This is a genomic window from Solwaraspora sp. WMMA2101 (assembly GCF_049179175.1).
In the GTDB taxonomy this organism is placed as follows: domain Bacteria; phylum Actinomycetota; class Actinomycetes; order Mycobacteriales; family Micromonosporaceae; genus Micromonospora_E.
Genome location: NZ_JBMHMA010000006.1, coordinates 1 through 17,152 on the forward strand (window position 1 = coordinate 1; position 17,152 = coordinate 17,152).

Consider the following 17,152-nt stretch of genomic DNA (forward strand, 5'->3'; position numbering starts at 1 on the left):
GCGGGCGGCCTGCTGGGCGCAGAGGACGTACCCGATGAGGTTGACGTCCACGACCCGGCGCAGGTCGTCGACGGTGAGGTCGACGAAGGGTCCGATCCGGCTGGTGACGCCGGCGTTGTTGACCAGGCCGGTGAGCGCGCCGAGGTCGGCGGCGGCGTCGAACAGCGCGGCGACCCCCGCCGGATCGGTGGTGTCGACGGCGACCGTGACCGCCCGGCGGCCCGCCGCCTGCACGTCGTCGCGGACCGCGTGGGCGGCGGCGGCGTCGCGCCGGTAGCCGATGACGAGGTCGTGTCCGGCGGCGGCGAGGCGGCGTACGGTGGCCGCGCCGATCCCCCGGCTGCCGCCGGTGACCACGGTGACCGGTGCCATGGTGTCCCCTCTCCCCTGCGGTGTGTCGTCGGCGGTGACGTTACCGCCGACGTCGCGGGGCAATAGGACAGGTATGGCGGGTAGGCGTGCGGTGGTGCTGGGCAGCGGCGGGGTGACCGGGGTGGCCTGGCAGATCGGGGTGTTGGCCGGGTTGGCGCGGGCCGGGGTGGAGTTGGGCGTGGCGGATCTGGTGGTCGGTACCTCGGCGGGCGCGGTGGTGGGTGCGCAGCTGCGCTCGGGGGCGGATCTGGATCAGCTGTACGCGGGGCAGCTGGTGGCCGGTGAGCCGTCGACGGACCGGATGGGTCCGGGTGCGGTGTCGTGTCTGCTGTGGGCGGCGGTGTGCAGCGGGGACGGGCGGCGGGCGCGGGCGCGGATCGGCCGGTACGCGGCGGCCTTCGCGGCGGGGTCGGCGGTGTCGCGGCGGCCGGTGTTCGAGGAGGCGTTGCCGGTGTGGTCGTGGCCGGAGCGGCCGTTGTGGGTGACGGCGGTGGACGCCGAGACGGGTGAGCTGGTGGTGTTCGACGGGTCACGGCCGGGGGTGGACCTGGTCGACGCGGTGTCGGCGAGTTGCGCGGTGCCGGGGGTGTGGCCGCCGGTGGTGGTCGGTGGGCGGCGGTTGATCGACGGTGGGATGCGGTCGGCGGCGAACGCGGATCTGGCGGCGGGGTACGCGTCGGTGGTGGTGTTGGCGCCGATCACGTGGGGGTTGGGCTGGTTGGCGCCGGTGGCGCGGCAGGTGGCGGGGTTGTCGGGGCAGGTGGTGGTGGTGTCGCCGGACCGGGCGGCGAGGCGGGTGATCGGGCGGCGGTTGCTGGATCCGGCGCGGCGGCCGGGTGCGGCGCGGGCGGGGTGGCGGCAGGGGTCGGCGGCGGCCGGCCAGGTGGGTCGGGTGTGGTCGGGTGGTGCCGCGTCGGGGTGAGCGGGGGTGGTGGGGTGCGGTCGGCGGTGTCGGCGGCGGCTGGTAGGAAGGCAGCACTCAAACAGGTGTACGGACGGAAAGGGTGCTGATGGTTGCCGCGGGCGCTGGTGCGGGTGGGTTGTCGGACGAGGAGTTGGGGGTGATCCGGGAGGCGGTGGCTGCTGGGCGTAAGCCGAAGGTGATGTTCACCGAGTCGGCGGGGCAGATCGCCGGGCAGGTGGGTCAGGTGGTGGGCCTGGCGGATCCGGCGGTGTCCGACGAGTGGGTGGTGGTGCGGTTCGGTCGTGACGAGTTGCCGTTCTCCCCCGGTGATCTGGTGGTGGCGCCGCGGGGTGCGGGTGCGCGGCGGCCGGCGGCGGAGCCGGTGGTCGACCCGGTGCCGGTGGTGCCGGAGCCGGAGTTCAAGTTGGGTGAGCCGCCGGTGGTGGTGCCGGCGCGGCGGGAGCAGGTGGAGGAGTCGACGGTGGACGAGGGTGCGCAGCGCCCGGCGCGTCGGGCGGCGAAGGCGGTGAAGCCGAAGGCGCCGGCCGGGTTGACGGTGACGTTGGCGTATGCCGACGGTGAGTGGACGGTGGCGGCGGCGCAGGGCGCGAAGGCGTTGGCGAAGCCGTACGTGATCCGGCCGGCGGAGGCGTTGAAGATGGTGGCGTTGGTGGATGTGCCGGGGGTGCATGAGGCGGTGGAGCAGATCCTGGCGTCGGAGCGGGCCGAGGCGCAGCGGCAGGCGGAGAAGTTGCGGGCGGAGTTGGCGGAGGTGGAGGCGCGGTTGGCGGAGTTGCCGGAGGTGGGTTGACGTCGGGCCTGTGGGTGGTGCCCCCGGTGGTTGGTCGCGCCGGGGGCACCGTCGTGTGCGGGTCGGTGGCTGGTGGAGTCAGTGGCTGGGTTGGTCGGTGACGTGGACGCGGTGGCGGAACACCCAGTAGGTCCAGCCCTGGTAGAGCAGGACGACGGGGGTGAGTGCGGCGGCGACCCAGGTCATGATCGTCAGGGTGTAGGTGGTGGAGGCGGCGTTGGTGGTGGTCAGGGTGCCGGCGGGGTCGCCGGTGGAGGGTAGGACGGTCGGGAACAGGGCGGTGAACAGGGCGGCGACGGCGAGGCCGATGGCGGTGGCGGTGCCGGTGAAGGCCCAGCCTTCGCGGCGTACCTGGTTGGCGGCCAGGCCGGCGACGAGGGCGAGGGCGGCGGTGACGGCGAGGACGACGGCGGTGGGGTTGGCGCGGATGGTGAGGGTCCAGGTGAGGAATCCGACGGCGAGCGCGGCAGCGGTCAGGCCGGTCCAGGTGGCGACGCGGCGGGCGCGGTGGCGCAGGTCGCCGGTGGTCTTGAGGGCGAGGAAGACGGCGCCGTGGGTGACGAACAGGGCGGTGGTGGTGGCGCCGCCGAGCAGGGCGTAGGGGTTGAGCAGGGTGAGCAGGGTGCCGGTGTATTCGTGGTCGGCGTCCAGGGGTACGCCGCGCACGATGTTGGCGAAGGCGACGCCCCAGAGTGCGGCGGGTAGCAGTGAGCCGATGAAGATGGCGTTGTCCCAGCGGCGGCGCCAGTGGGGTTCGTCTCGTTTGTCGCGGTATTCGAAGGCGACGCCGCGCAGGATGAGGGCGATGAGGATGAGCAGTAGCGGTAGGTAGAAGCCGGAGAACAGGGTGGCGTACCACTCGGGGAAGGCGGCGAACATGGCGCCGCCGGCGGTGATGAGCCAGACCTCGTTGCCGTCCCAGACGGGGCCGATGGTGGTGATGGCGGCGCGTCGTTCGGGTTCGGTGCGGCCGATGAGGCGGGCGAGGATGCCGACGCCGAAGTCGAAGCCTTCGAGGATGAAGTATCCGGTGAAGAGTACGGCGATGAGCCCAAACCAGACGGTGGTGAGTTCCACGAGGGGTCTCCGGGGTGGTCAGTGGGTGGCGGCGAGGGGCCGGTCGAGGGTGGTGTCGTCGTCGGTGTCGTCCGGTGGGGGTGGGTCGGTGAGGTCGGGCAGTCCGTTTCGGGCGTAGCGGATGAGGAGCTTGACCTCGATGACGGCGAGGGTGGCGTAGATGAGGGTGAAGGCGGTGAAAGAGGTGAGGACTTCGGTGAGGGAGACGCTGCGGCTGACGCCGTCGCGGGTGAGCATTTCGCCGAAGACGATCCAGGGTTGGCGGCCCATTTCGGTGAAGATCCAGCCGAAGGTGTTGGCCAGTAGTGGTAGGACGGGCAGGGTGAGGCCGGCGCGCAGCAGCCAGCGTCCGGTGGGGGTGCGGCCGCGGCGGGTGGTCCACAGGGCCCAGAGGGCGATGGCGGCGGTGGCGAGGCCGAATCCGATCATGAAGCGGAAGCTCCAGTAGGTGACGGGGATGATCGGGGTGTAGTTGCCGGGGCCGTACTGGGCGGCGTACTGGGCCTGCAGGTCGTTGATGCCCTGGACCTGGCCGGTGGGGTCGCCGGTGGACAGCCAGGACAGCAGGTACGGGATCTTGAGGGCCCAGATTTCGCGGCTGCCGTCGAGGGTGCCGACGGTGACGACGGAGAAGGAGGCGGGGCTTTCGGTGGTGTAGAGGCCTTCGGCGGCGGCCATCTTCATGGGCTGGACCTGGGTCATGATCTTGCCTTGGATGTCGCCGGTGATGATGACGGCAGCGGTGGCGGCCAGGGTGGTCCAGGCGCCGATCTTGGTGGCGGTGCGGAAGGCGGGGGTGTCGGGGCCGTCGGGGTGGCGGATGAGGTGCCAGAGGGCGACGGCCAGGACGAGGGCGCCGGCGACCATGAAGCAGCCGGCGAGGGTGTGCGGGAAGGTGATGAGGGTGACCTTGTTGGTGAGTACGGCGATGAAGTCGGTGAGTTCGGCGCGGCCGGTGTCCGGGTTGATGCGGTAGCCGACGGGGTTCTGCATCCAGGAGTTGGCGGCGAGGATGAACCAGGCGCTGATGATGCTGCCGAACGAGGCGAGCCAGATGGTGGCCAGGTGCAGGGCTTTGGGGAGCCGGTTCCAGCCGAAGATCCACAGTCCGAGGAAGGTGGATTCGAGGAAGAAGGCGAGCAGGGCTTCGATGGCCAGGGGTACGCCGAAGATGTCGCCGACGAACCGGGAGTAGTCGCTCCAGTTCATGCCGAACTGGAATTCCTGGACGATGCCGGTGACGATGCCCATGGCGAAGTTGATGAGGAACAGTTTTCCGTAGAACTTGGTGAGTTTGAGGTAGCGGTCGTCGCCGGTGCGGTGCCAGGCGGTCTGCAGGATGGCGACGAGCAGGCTGAGGCCGATGGTGAGTGGGACGAACAGGAAGTGGTAGACGGTGGTGACACCGAACTGCCAGCGGGCTATGTCGAGCGCGTCCACGGCTCCCCCATCTAGTTACTACAAGGCGTAGTACATACTACGGCCTGTCGTGGAACGGGCCAGGGGCGGTGGTCCCGACGGGAGAGGGCCGTCGGTCCCGACCCTCGCGGGACGGTCGGCACGGGGCGCCCGTGGCGGGCCGGACTGTGCGACGATCGACCGCTGATGGACACCCCCACTCCCCCTGCCCCGACGCCCTGGCGGCCGCCGCCGCTGTGGCGGCTGCTGCAGGTCGCCGCCCGGATCGTCGTCGGGCTGCTCGCCCGGCTGCGGGTCACCGGCGACGTACCGGACGCGCTGCGGCACGGACCGCTGATCCTGGCCGCCAACCACATCAGCCCGTTCGACCCGGTCGCGCTCGCCGCCGCCTGCCGCGTGCGGCGGGTCGCCCCCCGGGTGCTCGCCACCGGCGGGCTGTTCCGGGCCCCGGTGGTCGGCCCGGTGATGCGCCGCGCCGGGCACATCCGGGTCGACCGGCGCACCGACACCGTCGCCCAGGCGCTCGACGCCGCCGTGGCGGCCGTCGCTGGCGGCGCGGTGGTCCTGGTCTACCCGGAAGGGCGCATCGGTCTCGACCCGTGGATGTGGCCCGAACGCGGCCGCACGGGTACCGCGCGGCTCGCGCTGGCCAGCGGCGCGGTGGTGGTGCCGGTGGCCCAGTGGGGGGCCCACGAGGTGCTGCCGTGGGCGGCACCCCGCGGCCTGGGCCGCGCGGTGCTACGGGCGGTGCTGCGCCGCCCGGTGGTCCGGGTCCACTTCGGCGCCCCGGTGGACCTGTCCGGGGTCGACCCGGCGCGGCCGGGCGCCGCGCAACGCGCGACCCAACGGATCATCGACGCCCTCACCGACGAGTTGGCGGCGTTGCGCCCGGACGAGCCGCAGGCACCCCGGCACGTCGACGTGACCCGACCGGTCGACGTGAGTCGGCGACACCGCCGGGGCCGGGTCGACGCGGCGGACGACGCCCCGGCCGCCGGCCAGGCACCGGACGGCGGCTGACGGCGCCGTACCCGGTGCCGGTTCAGCGGGAGCGTTGCCGCAGGTAGGCCAGGACGGCCTCGCGGGTGGTGCGGACCCCGAACGCCGCGCGGGCCTGCGCGATGCGGCGGTTCGCGGTCCGCAACGACAGGAACTCGGCGGCGGCGGCCGCGGCGATCGTCTCGCCGTTGGCGAGCCGGTCGAGCAGGGCCCGCTGCTCCGGCACCAGGACGGAGTCGACCGGTGACGCCGGCGGGCCGACGTCACCGTGGCGCAGCACCGGGCCGAGCCGGCCGAGGTCGTCGACCAGGGCCCGACCGACGTCGCCGCCCGGGTCGACCACCGCGACGACGGCGGCACCCCGGGCGGCGGCCAGCGCCACCAGGGCCACGGTGTCGGCGTCGGTGACCCGGCCGTGCAGGGCCAGTCGGGCGGCGGTCAGGTCCCAGGCGGCCTCGGTCAACGCGAAGCCTTCCCGGACGGTCCAGCCGTCGCGGGCGAGCCGCCGCAGAACGGCGTTCGCCTCGGTGGAGCTGGACAGGACGTAGCGCGGCGGTGCGCTCATCGGTCGGTCTCCATGGCCAGGGCGGCTGCTTCGGTGCGGGTGCGGGCACCGAGTTTACGCATCCCGGCCCGGACGTGGGTTTCCACGGTTTCGGTGGAGATGCCGAGTTGGCCGGCGATGCGGCGGGTCGGCTCGCCCTGGGCGACCAGCCGCAGCACGTCACGTTCCCGGCCGGTGAGCAGCTCACCGTCGCGGGTGCCCCGGTCGTCGCGGCGTACCGCGTGCCGGCGCAGCGCACGTCGGCAGCGGCCCAGCAGTACGACCAGGCCGGCGCGCGCGGCGATGCGTTCCGCGGCGAGCAGGGCGGGCACCGCGCGGTGCGGGTCGGCTTCGTGCAGGCCCTGGGCGAGCAGGCAGCGGACCTGTTCGCGAACGCTGACGTCGGGCCAGGTGGCGGCGGCGGCGCCGAACCGGCGCGGGTCGGCCGTCGACCAGGCGGCCAGCGTCGCCGCTACCGGTGCCGGCAGCGTCGGTGGTGTCCCGGCGGCCGGCGGCGGTGTCACCGTGGGGGTGTCGTGGGCGGCCCAGTGGGCGGTGATCCGCCGCAGTCCGTCGACCAGCGGTGACGCGCTCGGCGCAGCGGCGGCACCGGTGGTCGGGTCGGTGCCGGCAGGCGCGGCGGCTCTGTCGGGTTGACCGTCGAGCCAGGCCGCTTCCCGGGCGACCCAGTCCAGCAGGCCCGGCGGCGGCGCGGTCGCGGTGGTGGCGGCGGCGAGCCGGGCCCGGGCGGCCGCGAGCAGTCCGCCGTCGGCTTCGAGCAGGCCCGCCGTGGCGGTGGCGTAGCGGTGGGCGGTGGCGGGCAGGGTGCGGTCGGTGAGGTCGGCGGCGGCGCGCAGCAGCGCGTCGGTGGCGGTGGGCAGTGTGTCGGTGGGTGCGGGCGGGTCGTCGCCGACCGGGCCGGGCTGGTCCCCTGCCGACGGTTCACCGCGCAGTGCCAGGCACCACAGGCGGGCGGCGAGGAAACGGGTCTGCCAGCTGTAGGCCAGGTCGGCGGCGCAGGCGGCCGCGGCGGCGGTGGCGGCGTGCGCGGCCTCGGCGAGCCGGCCGTCGCCGGTGAGGGTCTCGACCAGCTGCCAGGCGCTCCACCGGGCGGTCAGCAGGTCGCCGTCGGCGGCCGCCGCGGCGGCGGTGCCGGCGAGCCGGTGTTCCCAGCCGGGGGTGCGGTCGGCGGCGGCGACGGCGGCCAGCGCCGCGCGCAGGCCGACGTGGGTCGGCGTGGCGCCGTGGCGGGCGGTGACGGCGGCGGCACGGCGGGCCGCCGCCGTCGGGTCGACGGCGAGGTCGGCCAGCAGCAGCACCCGGTCGGCGGTCGCGGCGGGCGGCGACGTGGCGGCCGGGTGGTCGGTGACGCGGGCGGCCAGGGCGGCGGCGGTGGCGCGGGCGGCGGCGAGCTCCCCGGCCTGCAGCAGCGCTTCGGCGCGCAGGGCGGCGACCTCGTCGCTGACGTCGGAGTCGGCGGCGTCGAGCAGGGTCAGGGCGTGGCGGGGCCGGCCGGTGGTCAGGGCGGCCCGGGCCGCGTCGAGCCGCACGGTGGCGGTGGCGGCGGGCTGGTCGCAGGCGAACAGCAGCGCCTCGGCGCGGGCGCCGCCGGTGGTGGCGTCGGCGGCAGCGGTCACGGCCCGCTGGTAGGCGGCGTCGGTGTCGCCGGCGGCGGCGAGGTGCCGGGCGGCTTCCAGAGGGTCGGTGACCAGGTCGGCGAGGCGTCGGTGCAGGGCTCGGCGGCTGGCGGCGTCGAGCAGGCCGGCGGCCACGTCGGCCTGGTACGGCGACACCGGGGTGATCAGGCCGGTGGCGGCGGTGACCAGGCCGGCGTCGGTGAGTTCGGCGACGCCGTCGCCGAGAGCGGCGGCGGGTGCCGGCCGGCCGAGCAGGCCGAGGGCGGCCAGGGCGGTGCGGGCCGGCCGGGTGAGGTCGGCCAGGGCGGCGGCGACGGCGTAGGCGACCTGGTCGAGGTCGGTGGTGTCGGGTGGCGGCGGCGAGGTGCGGGCGGTGCGGTGGCGGGCCAGGGCGGTGGCGGCCAGCGGGTTGCCGCCGGCGCGTCGGGCCAGGTCGGTGACGGTCGCCGGGTCCAGGCCGGGGGCGGTACGGCGGATCAGGTCGGCGGTGGCCGTCGGGTCCAGCGCCGGGAGCGCCAGCCACAGGGCGTCGCCGTCGCGCAGCGGGTCGATGGCGGCGGCGGGCAGCGGGTGCGGGGTGCGCAGGGCGACGACGACCCGGCAGTGGCGGGCCACGGCGGGCAGGGCGGCGACGGTGACCGGGTCGGCCCACTGCAGGTCGTCGAGGACGAGCAGGCCGTGGCGTACCCGGGAGCGGACCGCCTCGGCGAGCAGCGCCACGTCGTGGGTGGGTAGCCGGACCCGCAGGGCGTGGCTGAGGGGGAACGCGGGGACGTGGCGCAGGGCGGTGAGAGCGCCGCCGGGGTGGACCGGGCCGGGCGACGCCGTGGCGACGCGGCGCAGCGTGGTGGTGCGGCCGCTGCCGGGCACGCCGGTGATGACGACGAGGCCGGGGCGGGTGAGCCGGGCGGCGGCGGCCGCCGCCACGTCGGTGGCGTGAGCGCCGTCGGCTGGTTGCCGCACCCGTCCTCCCCCGCTTTTCCGGCTCGTGGCCCTCCCCGGGCGAAGGTGGCACGAACATGGGATCCTGCGCCGGAGAGGATATTCGTACTGTGGATGTCGGTGGTGGGCGCACCACCGCGTGCCGTGCTGTCGGGAGGACGACCAGCGAGATGAGCGGGTACCACCGTTGGGCGTGGCGTCATTGTCGCCGACCCTGTGGGGCGGTGACCAATCCGTGGGTGCGGGGCCGTTGAGCAGCCGGGTCGCGGCGTTGTGTGACGAGGTGGGTCCCCGGGTGGGTGCGCCGACCGGTGGTGAGGTGGCGCGGGTCCGGCGGCGGTTGGACGAGCCGCTGCGGGTGGCGATCGCCGGGCGGCTCAAGGCGGGCAAGTCGACGCTGGTCAACGCGTTGATCGGGCGGCGGGTGGCGCCGACGGAGGTTGGTGAGTGCACCCGGGTGGTCACCCAGTTCCGGTACGGCACCGCCGACCGGGTGGACGTGGTGCGCCGCGACGGCGTACGGGTCAGTCTGCCGTTGGATCCGACGGGGATGATCCCGCAGCGGCTGGGGGTGCCGACGGCGCGGATCGCGTTCGTCGACGTCACCTTGACCAGTGACCATCTGCGGGAGTTGACGGTGATCGACACGCCGGGGCTGTCGTCGGCCAGCACCGGGGTCAGTGACGCGGCGCGCCGGTACCTGTTCGCCGGTGCCGGCGCGGACTCCCCAGACGCAGGTGAGGCGACGGCGCCGTTCGACGCCGGGATCGACGACGACTCCGTCGGGGCGGTCTCCGGCGCCGAGGCGATCGTGTACGTGTTCACCCAGTCGGTGCGTGACGACGACGTACGGGCGTTGGAGGCGTTCCGGGCGGTGTCGGCGCGGTTGTCGAGCAGCCCGATCAACTCGGTCGGGTTGTTCAACAAGGTCGACAAGTTGGTGGCCGGTGGTGCCGATCCGTGGCCGGTGGCGGCGCCGCTGGCCGCCGACCAGACGCGGGTGCTGCGTCGGATCGTGTCGGACGTGGTGCCGGCGGTCGGGTTGCTGGCGGAGACGACCGAGGCGGGCCGGTTGACGGCGGCCGACTGTGAGGCGTTGCGGACGTTGGCGCAGGTGCCGGCGGCGCAGTGGACGGTGCTGACCGCGTCGGTGGACCTGTTCGTGTCCCGGGACTGCCCGGTGCCGCGGGCGCAGCGGGAACGGCTGCTGGCGCTGCTGGACCTGTACGGGATCGGGTTCGCGGTGGCGCAGCTGCGGGCGGCGCCGCAGTTGGCGTCCGGGGACCTGGTGCGGGCGTTGTACGCGGCGTCGGGGTTTCCGCGGCTGCGGCACACCGTGGACGAGGCGTTCCGGTGGCGCACCGACGCGATCAAGGCCGGGTGGGCGTTGTCGACGCTGGAGAAGGTGGCCAGCCACACGGCGCATCCCGGTGACCGGGAGACGCTGCGCGACGCGATCGAGCGGCTGCTGCACCAGCCGGAGTACCACCGGCTGCGGCTGCTGGAGGTGGCGCAGCAGGTGACCACGGGCAGTGTGGAGCTGCCGGAGGCGATGGAGCAGGAGTTGACCCGGTTGGCGTTGTCGGCGGATCCGCGCTGGGTGCTGGAACTGCCGGCGGCGTCGGTGGAGCAGTTGGCGGCGGCGGCGGTGGAGGCGGCCACCCGGTGGCGGGTGTTCGCCGTCGCCGGGGCGTCACCGGCGCAGTCACGGGTGGCGTTGGTGGCCCACCGGGGGTTCCATCTGCTGTCGCAGCAGGTACGGGCGGTGCGCCGGTGAGCGGCGGGGCCGGGTCGGCGGCGTTGGGCACGTTGCTGACCGGGGCGGTCGACACGTGCCTGGGGTTCGTGCGTGGCCTGGACCCGGACGCGGCGGCGGAGATCGACGCCCAGCGGCGCCGGGAGGTGACCCGGCCGTCGGTGGTGGTCGTCGGGGAAACGAAACGTGGCAAGAGTTCCCTGGTGAACGCGTTGATCGGGGTGACCGGGTTGTCGCCGGTGGACGCGGCGGTGGCGACGTCGGCGTACCTGGAGTTCGACCACGGGCCGGTGACGGCGGCGCGGGCGTTCGTGCCGGGTGAGGCCGAGGCGGTGGACGTGCCGGTGGACCGGCTGCGGGACTGGGCCACGGTGTCGGGGGTGCTGCCGCAGGGGGCGCGTCCGCCGAGGCGGATCGCGGTGACCTGCCCGGCGCCGCTGCTGCGGTACGTGTCGCTGGTGGACACCCCGGGCGCGGGTGGGCTGGACCCGGCGCACACCGAGATCGCGTTGGACGCGGTGTCGCGGGCGGCGGCGCTGCTGTTCGTGGTGGACGCCTCGACCCCGTTCACCCGGCCCGAGCTGGATTTCCTGATCGAGGCGAGCAAGCGGGTCAACGTGGTGGTGTTCGCGTTGACGAAGACCGACGCTTACCCGGGTTGGCGCACGATCCTGGCCGACAACCGGGCCCAGCTGCAGGCGCACGCGCCCCGGTTCGCGGCCGCCGCGTGGTTCCCGGTGTCGGCGCGGCTGGCCGAGTTGGCGTTGACCCTGCCGGCGGCCGACGCCGGTGAACTGGTCGACGCCTCCCAGGTGGCGCCGCTGCAGCATGCGCTGATCGAGCTCGCCGGCAACGGTCACCTGTTGGCGCAGGCGAACGTGCTGCGGACGATCCGCAGCGAGCTGGTGCGGCTGGACCTGACGGTCGGGCAGCAGGTCGCCGCGTGTGACCCGGACCCGGGTGAGGTGCAGCGGGCGAAGCAGGAACGGGCCGGGTTGGCGGCCCGGAAACGGACCGAGTCGCGGCAGTGGTCGTTGGCGTTGAACACCGAGACGCAGCGGGCCCGGGTGGAGGCCACCGGTCGGCTGCGGACGGCGGTCGGTGGGCTGCAGGAGCAGTTCCTGGCCCGGATCGACGCGGCCCGGGGTGAGGCGTTGAAGCAGTTGCCGGCCGAGCTGGACCGGGCGTTGCACGCGGTGTCACTGCGGTTCTCCCACGAGTTGCAGGCCCGGTTCCGGACGGTCGCCGAACGGACCCTGGCGCAGGTGTTCCCGCCGGCCGAGTTGCAGTTCGTGGTGGGTCGGATCAACGCCACGTTGCGGCACACGTTGGCGAGCCGGCCGCGACGTGACGGCGGCGGCGCCGACAACGTGATGGTCGCGTTGTCGGCCGGTGGGATGGCGTTCATGGCCGGGCGGGGCGTCGCGGCGGGCGCGTCGGCGTTGGGCGCCGGCGCGGTGGTCGGCGGTGGGCTGCTGGTGCCGGTCGCCGGTCTCGGGCTGGGGTTGGCCGCCGGGGCGTTCATCCTGTACCGGCGGCGGGTCGCCACCGACCGGCAGCAGGCCCGGATGTGGCTGCGGGAGGTGCTCGGTGAGGCGCGGGCGGCGTTGACCGACGAGTTGGCGCAGCGGTTCACCGACCTGCAGTACGCGTTGACGGTGGCGTTGGACGACGCGATCGAGCGGCGGCTGGCCGAGTTGGACGCGCACATCGCCGAGATCGACGCGGCGGCGGCGCGGGACAAGGCGCAGCGGACGCGGCGGCGGTCGGCGTTGCAGGCCCGGCGGGACACGATCCGGGCCCGGGTGAAGCAGGTCGACGAGGTGCTGGCCCGGGCCCGGGTGTTGGCGCCGACGGCCCCGGCGGCGGAGGCGGTGGCACGGTGAACAGCGACTTCGGCGACTGGCCCGGTGACGACTTCCCGGGTGACGACGCCGACACCGCCGACCTGGGTGGTGGTGGCGACGGGTTGCCGCAGGAAGGGTTCGGCCCCGCCGACGCGGTGTCGGGGTTCGGCCCCGCCGACGACGTGCCGCTCGGCGACGACAGCGACGATGTCGACGACGGTCGTGGCGGTGACGGCGGCGGGGCTGCGGGTGCGTTGAGTTACGGCGGCGACCTGTCCGGGCCGGACCCCGACGACGCCGACACGATGCCGGCGGAGGCGGGTTTCGGCGCCGCGCCGGCGGCCGAGTCCGGGTTCGGCCCGGCCGACCCGCCGCCCGGTGCCGACCCGGACGCCCCGGCCGGTGTCGACGAGTGGTCGGCGGCGGCGTTCCCGCCGCCGCTGGACCCGTCCGGGGTGCCGACCCCGGTCGACGGCTGGCCGTGGGCGGATCCCGATCTGATCGGCGGCGGGTCCGTCGGCGACGCCACAGGTCCGGGCGGTGAACCGGTCGGCCCGGCAGACGTGGCCGGCTACGCCGGCCGCACCGACGACGACGGCGGTACGCGGCAGTGGGCGACGCTGATCGCCTCCGACGATCCGGCGACCAGCACGCTGGCCCGGTTCTGGTCCGACGGCTGACCTCGGGCGGCTGTCCGACGCGATCCGCGCGGCGGCGATCCCGTGACCTGCGGTGCCGGTTTCAGCCGGCCGACGCCGCCGGTGGACGCGGCACGGCGCAGGCGGCGGTGCCGCCTGGCAGCCGGTGCCGGTTCGCGGCGACCCAGCGGTACACCGGCCAGGCCAGGGCGGTCACCGGACGCAGACCGAGAACGGCGCCGGCGGCCCGCCACAGCGGGTTGCTGGTACGCAGCAGCGCGGCGATCGCCACCGGCCCGGCACCGGCCGCGCCGGTGGTGCCGGCGGGCACCCACTGCACGGCCGTCGTGCCCTGCTCCCGGGTGAGCCCGAGCGCCGGCAGGTCGGCCCACTGCCACGGTACGAGGGTCGCCTTGTGTGGCACCCGCCGTTCGATGAACCGTACGCACATAGTGCAGAACGCGCAGTCGCCGTCGTAGACGAACGTGCCTTCGGGTTCTCCGGTGCCGGTCACGTGGTGATTGTCCCGCGTCGGCGGCGGCCGGTGCCACCGGTTGTGTCGGATCACCCACCACCGGCGGCGGGGCGACGCCGCAGCCGGCCGCGCCGAATCCCCGCGACGGGCCCACGCGATCTCGCGGTCAGTGCCCCGCGCCGCACCGCGCTACGGGGACGTGCGTAGTCTGGTCCGGACTCGAGTCGGGACCGCTGCGTTCGGGGGCACAGTGCGGAGCCAGCTGGCGCGTCGGGGCACCATCAGTCGACGCGACGTCGCGGTGATCGCGGTGTGGGCGTTCGTGATCGCCGCCGCCGCAGGCCAGGTGGCGGGCGCGTTTCTCCGACCACCAGGCGAGCGTCTCACCGACCTCAACGTCTACTGGGGCGCCGTTCGCCTCATGTTGCGCGGCGGAGACCTGTACGGGTTCTCCGGCCATGACGGAGCTCCGTTCACGTATCCGCCGTTTGCGGGACTGCTGTTCGTCAGCATCGCCGTCTTCCCGGAAGTCATCATCCAGGTCCTGTGGACGGCAGTCACGCTGATCGCTGTCGTCTTCGCGGGATGTCTGCTTCGTGATGCGGTCGTCGGCCGCACGGGCACGCTGCCCGCCCTACCCGTCGTCTGCCTCCTGCTATTTCTGTCCGCACCGGTTTCCAGTAACATCCGCTTCGGTCAGATCAGCTTCTTCCTGGGCGTACTGGTTCTGATTGACTGCCTGGACACCGTCCCGGCCCGCTACCGGGGAGTCGCGACCGGGGTCGCCAAGGCCATCAAGCTCACACCCGCTATTTTCATCGCCTACTGGTGCGTCTCCGGCCAATGGCGGAAGGCGATCACCGCAAGTGCAGCGTTTCTGGCATCGACTGCCTTGGCGTGGCTGATTCTGCCCGCCGAGTCGATTCGTTTCTGGTTCACCGAGATCTGGAGTGTCGACCGGATTGGGAACATCGTCACCACCGGAAATCAGTCGCTCAACGCGGTGCTGCTGAGATTCGACGTAGCCGACGACGCCCGTACCCTGGCGGTCGGCGGGCTCGGCCTCCTGGTAGTCGGCATCGCCTTCTATTGTGCGGTACGCGCATCCCGACGTGGATGGAACCTGGCGGCTGCGGTCATTGTCGGCGCGGCGGGTCTCGTTGTTTCCCCGGTGTCGTGGACGCACCACCAGATCTGGTTGGTCTTCGCGGCGCTGTGCGTCGTGTCCGCTCACCGGAGATACAACATCGCGTGGTCGGTGTCGGTGGCCTTCCTGATGATTGCCCCGGTCACCTCGGTCGGTGGCGATCTGCTCGGCGACGCCGTCGCCGGCAACCTCCGTTTCGGGCTGGCTGTCGCTGTGGCCTGTTTCGTTCCGCTGCAGGATGCGCGACGCCCCACAGGCACCGGGGAGCGGACCGCACCGCGGCAGCCGGGCGCGGTCACCGCCGCGCTGGACCGGACCGCACCGTGACCTCCCGGTCCTGGACCCTGCCCTGCTCAGACCAGCAGCAGCGCCACGAGGACCACGCCGGCGACGCCGACCAGGGCGGCCAGGACGGTCACCAGGACGGGGCCGTGTTCGTCGTACCAGGGACGGGCCGGTGCCGCCGACGCAGCCGGCACCGGGTATGACGCTGGCAGCGGCGACTGGTACGGCACCGGCGCGACGGCAGGTGACCTCGGCGCCGGCGGTGGCGCGGGTGAGCCGGTGGGCGCGGTCCGGGCGGCGCCGCCGGTGCGCAGTACGCCGTCGGCGACGACGGTCTCCGGTTGCTCCAACGTGGTCGGCGCCACCCCCAGTTGGGTGTGGATCAGCCGCGCTGCCAGCGGAATCCGGCTGGAACCGCCGACGAGGAACACGCCGACCAGGTCGGCGGGGGTCAGGCCGGCGGCGGCGACGGTGCGCGCCAGGCAGTCCACGGTCCGGGAAAGGTGGCCGTGGATCAGTGACTCCAGCTCGTCGCGGGTGAGGTGGGCGGCGACGTCCAGCGCCGGCAGGTGCACGTCGGCGCTGGCGGTGCGCGACAGGGTCTCCTTGGCGGCGCGGACGTCGTCGTAGAGCAGGGCACGGGCCCGTCGCGATCCCGTGTCCGCGGGGGCGACCAGGCCGTTCCACATGACGGTGCGGTTCGGTGAGTAGGCGCGGCCCAGGTGTTCCACGAGGGCCTGGTCGAACTCGAGGCCACCGACCTCGGTCAGGCCCTGCTCGGCGAGGACCACGAACCCGGCGGCGTCGGATCCGGTGGCCCTGGGCCGGGCGGGGTCGCGTCCGGCGGCCTCGGATCCGGTCGGGTCGCGGCGGACCACCGCCGCGTCGAAGGTGCCGCCGCCGAGGTCGTAGACGGCCAACGCTCGACCGGGTGGCAGCGCCGCACCCAGCACCGCCGTGTAGTAGGCGGCGGCGGCGACCGGCTCGGCGACCAGCGTCGGTTGCGGCAGTCCGGCGGCGTACGCGGCCTGGACCAGGACGGCCCGGCGCCGCTGCCCCCAGCTCGCCGGGTGGCTCAGCCGGACCTCGTCGACGCCGCCGAGCTGGCGGCGGGCCTCGACGGCGACGTGGCGCAGCACGGCGGCGATCAGCTGCGGCACCGGGACCTCGGCGTCACGCAGCAGCACCGTGCCGTCGTCGACGCGGCGCTTCGGGTGGGGTTCGAATCCGGCCGGGTCGACGCGGGCGCGCCGGTGCGCGTCGTGGCCGACGGCCAGTCGTCCGTCGGGTTCCCGGTACACCGCCGACGGCAGCAGCGGGGTGCCGTCGAACAGCAGTGGCCGGGTCCGTCCGTCGCCGCCGCGCACCACCGCCACCGTGTTCGAGGTGCCGAAGTCGATGCCCAGTGCCCGCATGGGGGGCACCCTACTGCCGGCGCGGCGCAACCTGACGTACGCCCGCCGGTTGCCGGCGGCAGGCATACTGCCCAGCGTGCCGCACCGTTACGCGTACCTGGACTCCCCCACGCCGATCGCGTTCGCGCACCGGGGCGGGGCGGCCCGGGGTGACGAGAACACCGCCGAGGCGTTCGCCCGTGCCGTCGAGCTGGGTTACCGGTACGTGGAGACCGACGTGCACGGCACCGCCGACGGCGTGGCGGTGGTGTTCCACGATCCGACGTTGGACCGGCTGGCCGGGATCAAGGGCGCGGTGGCGAAGATGCGCTGGGCGGACCTGGCGACGGTACGTGTCGGCGGGTCGGCGGCGGTGCCCCGTCTCGACGACGTCCTCGACGCCTGGCCGCAGGTGCGGTTCAACATCGACGTGAAGGCCGACGGCGGGGTACGGCCGACGGTGGAGACGCTTCAGCGGTGCGGTGCCGCCGACCGGGTGCTGCTGGCGTCGTTCTCGGACCGGCGGCTGCACCGGCTGCGGACGTTGACGCAGGGCCGGGTCGCGACGTCGCTGGGGATGCGGGCGGTGACCCGGTTGCGGATCGCGTCGGTCACCGGTGGCCGGCTGCGGCTGCCGCCGTCGGTGGTAGCCGCGCAGGTGCCGGTGCGGTTCAACCGGGTCCCGGTGGTCGACGCCCGGTTCGTGGCGTACTGCCACCGGCTGGGGTTGCAGGTGCATGTCTGGACGATCGACGAACCTGCCGAGATGAACGAGTTACTCGACCTCGGGGTGGATGGCATCATGACCGATCACGTCGAGGTGCTGCGTGACGTCTATCTGCGTCGTGGCCACTGGCCGCCGGACCGGCGGGTCGACGTGGACAGTGCCGCCCGTACCTGACCAG

General features: G+C 74.0%; 15 protein-coding genes. 8 read left to right on the forward strand and 7 right to left on the reverse strand.

Translation table 11 applies throughout. From position 1 onward, the window contains the following. Nucleotides 1–372: SDR family NAD(P)-dependent oxidoreductase (locus ACN28F_RS00495; RefSeq protein ID WP_421356801.1), on the reverse strand; the 372-nt coding region annotated here is incomplete at its 3' end. A gap of 73 nt (nucleotides 373–445) precedes the next feature. Here ACN28F_RS00495 and ACN28F_RS00500 point away from each other — a divergent pair. Then, nucleotides 446–1,294: a patatin-like phospholipase family protein gene (locus ACN28F_RS00500; RefSeq protein ID WP_421356763.1), complete on the forward strand. Its 849-nt coding sequence runs from the start codon at nucleotides 446–448 to the stop codon at nucleotides 1,292–1,294. Between the two features lie 88 nt (nucleotides 1,295–1,382). Further along, entirely contained in the window at nucleotides 1,383–2,087 is a 705-nt protein-coding gene (locus ACN28F_RS00505; RefSeq protein ID WP_289210961.1) for a hypothetical protein, read from the forward strand. A 78-nt stretch (nucleotides 2,088–2,165) separates the two neighbouring features. Here ACN28F_RS00505 and cydB read toward each other — a convergent pair whose 3' ends face one another. After that, nucleotides 2,166–3,164, reverse strand: a complete 999-nt coding sequence (gene cydB / locus ACN28F_RS00510) for a cytochrome d ubiquinol oxidase subunit II (RefSeq protein WP_289206187.1) — start codon at nucleotides 3,162–3,164, stop codon at nucleotides 2,166–2,168. 18 nt (nucleotides 3,165–3,182) lie between these two features. Beyond that, nucleotides 3,183–4,604 carry a cytochrome ubiquinol oxidase subunit I gene (locus ACN28F_RS00515; RefSeq protein ID WP_421356762.1) on the reverse strand — a complete coding sequence of 474 codons (1,422 nt, stop codon included), beginning with the start codon at nucleotides 4,602–4,604 and terminating at the stop codon, nucleotides 3,183–3,185. Between the two features lie 165 nt (nucleotides 4,605–4,769). Here ACN28F_RS00515 and ACN28F_RS00520 point away from each other — a divergent pair, with 165 nt between their 5' ends. Further along, nucleotides 4,770–5,603 (forward strand): lysophospholipid acyltransferase family protein, encoded by an 834-nt coding sequence (locus ACN28F_RS00520; protein WP_289206189.1) that lies wholly within the window; start codon nucleotides 4,770–4,772, stop codon nucleotides 5,601–5,603. 22 nt (nucleotides 5,604–5,625) lie between these two features. On the opposite strand, the gene ACN28F_RS00525 is transcribed toward ACN28F_RS00520, so the two are convergent. Then, complete coding sequence (locus ACN28F_RS00525; protein ID WP_289206190.1) at nucleotides 5,626–6,147, reverse strand: LuxR family transcriptional regulator; 522 nt, start codon at nucleotides 6,145–6,147, stop codon at nucleotides 5,626–5,628. Next, nucleotides 6,144–8,726 (reverse strand): LuxR C-terminal-related transcriptional regulator, encoded by a 2,583-nt coding sequence (locus ACN28F_RS00530; protein WP_421356761.1) that lies wholly within the window; start codon nucleotides 8,724–8,726, stop codon nucleotides 6,144–6,146. Before ACN28F_RS00530 ends, ACN28F_RS00525 begins: the two co-directional genes overlap by 4 nt. A gap of 229 nt (nucleotides 8,727–8,955) precedes the next feature. Here ACN28F_RS00530 and ACN28F_RS00535 point away from each other — a divergent pair, with 229 nt between their 5' ends. From ACN28F_RS00535 to ACN28F_RS00545, 3 genes are read left to right on the forward strand one after another with little or no spacing between them, the layout of a single operon-like run. After that, nucleotides 8,956–10,482 (forward strand): dynamin family protein, encoded by a 1,527-nt coding sequence (locus ACN28F_RS00535; RefSeq protein ID WP_289206192.1) that lies wholly within the window; start codon nucleotides 8,956–8,958, stop codon nucleotides 10,480–10,482. After that, nucleotides 10,479–12,347 carry a dynamin family protein gene (locus ACN28F_RS00540; RefSeq protein WP_421356772.1) on the forward strand — a complete coding sequence of 623 codons (1,869 nt, stop codon included), beginning with the start codon at nucleotides 10,479–10,481 and terminating at the stop codon, nucleotides 12,345–12,347. The genes ACN28F_RS00535 and ACN28F_RS00540 overlap by 4 nt, the downstream gene beginning before the upstream one ends. Beyond that, the gene (locus ACN28F_RS00545) at nucleotides 12,344–12,988 is read left to right on the forward strand and encodes a hypothetical protein (RefSeq protein WP_421356773.1); all 645 of its coding nucleotides are present in this window, start codon (nucleotides 12,344–12,346) and stop codon (nucleotides 12,986–12,988) included. Before ACN28F_RS00540 ends, ACN28F_RS00545 begins: the two co-directional genes overlap by 4 nt. Nucleotides 12,989–13,049: 61 nt before the next feature. Here ACN28F_RS00545 and ACN28F_RS00550 read toward each other — a convergent pair whose 3' ends face one another. Next, nucleotides 13,050–13,460, reverse strand: a complete 411-nt coding sequence (locus ACN28F_RS00550) for a thiol-disulfide oxidoreductase DCC family protein (protein WP_421356774.1) — start codon at nucleotides 13,458–13,460, stop codon at nucleotides 13,050–13,052. 211 nt (nucleotides 13,461–13,671) lie between these two features. On the opposite strand from ACN28F_RS00550, the gene ACN28F_RS00555 reads away from it, so the two are divergent. Next, complete coding sequence (locus ACN28F_RS00555) at nucleotides 13,672–14,895, forward strand: glycosyltransferase 87 family protein (protein ID WP_421356775.1); 1,224 nt, start codon at nucleotides 13,672–13,674, stop codon at nucleotides 14,893–14,895. Nucleotides 14,896–14,921: 26 nt separating this feature from the next. Here ACN28F_RS00555 and ACN28F_RS00560 read toward each other — a convergent pair whose 3' ends face one another. Then, nucleotides 14,922–16,268: an Hsp70 family protein gene (locus tag ACN28F_RS00560; RefSeq protein ID WP_421356781.1), complete on the reverse strand. Its 1,347-nt coding sequence runs from the start codon at nucleotides 16,266–16,268 to the stop codon at nucleotides 14,922–14,924. Between ACN28F_RS00560 and ACN28F_RS00565 the strand changes: the two genes are divergently transcribed. Then, nucleotides 16,267–17,148 (forward strand): glycerophosphodiester phosphodiesterase, encoded by an 882-nt coding sequence (locus tag ACN28F_RS00565; protein WP_421356780.1) that lies wholly within the window; start codon nucleotides 16,267–16,269, stop codon nucleotides 17,146–17,148. The genes ACN28F_RS00560 and ACN28F_RS00565 overlap by 2 nt on opposite strands. The last annotated feature ends 4 nt before the right edge of the window (nucleotides 17,149–17,152 follow it).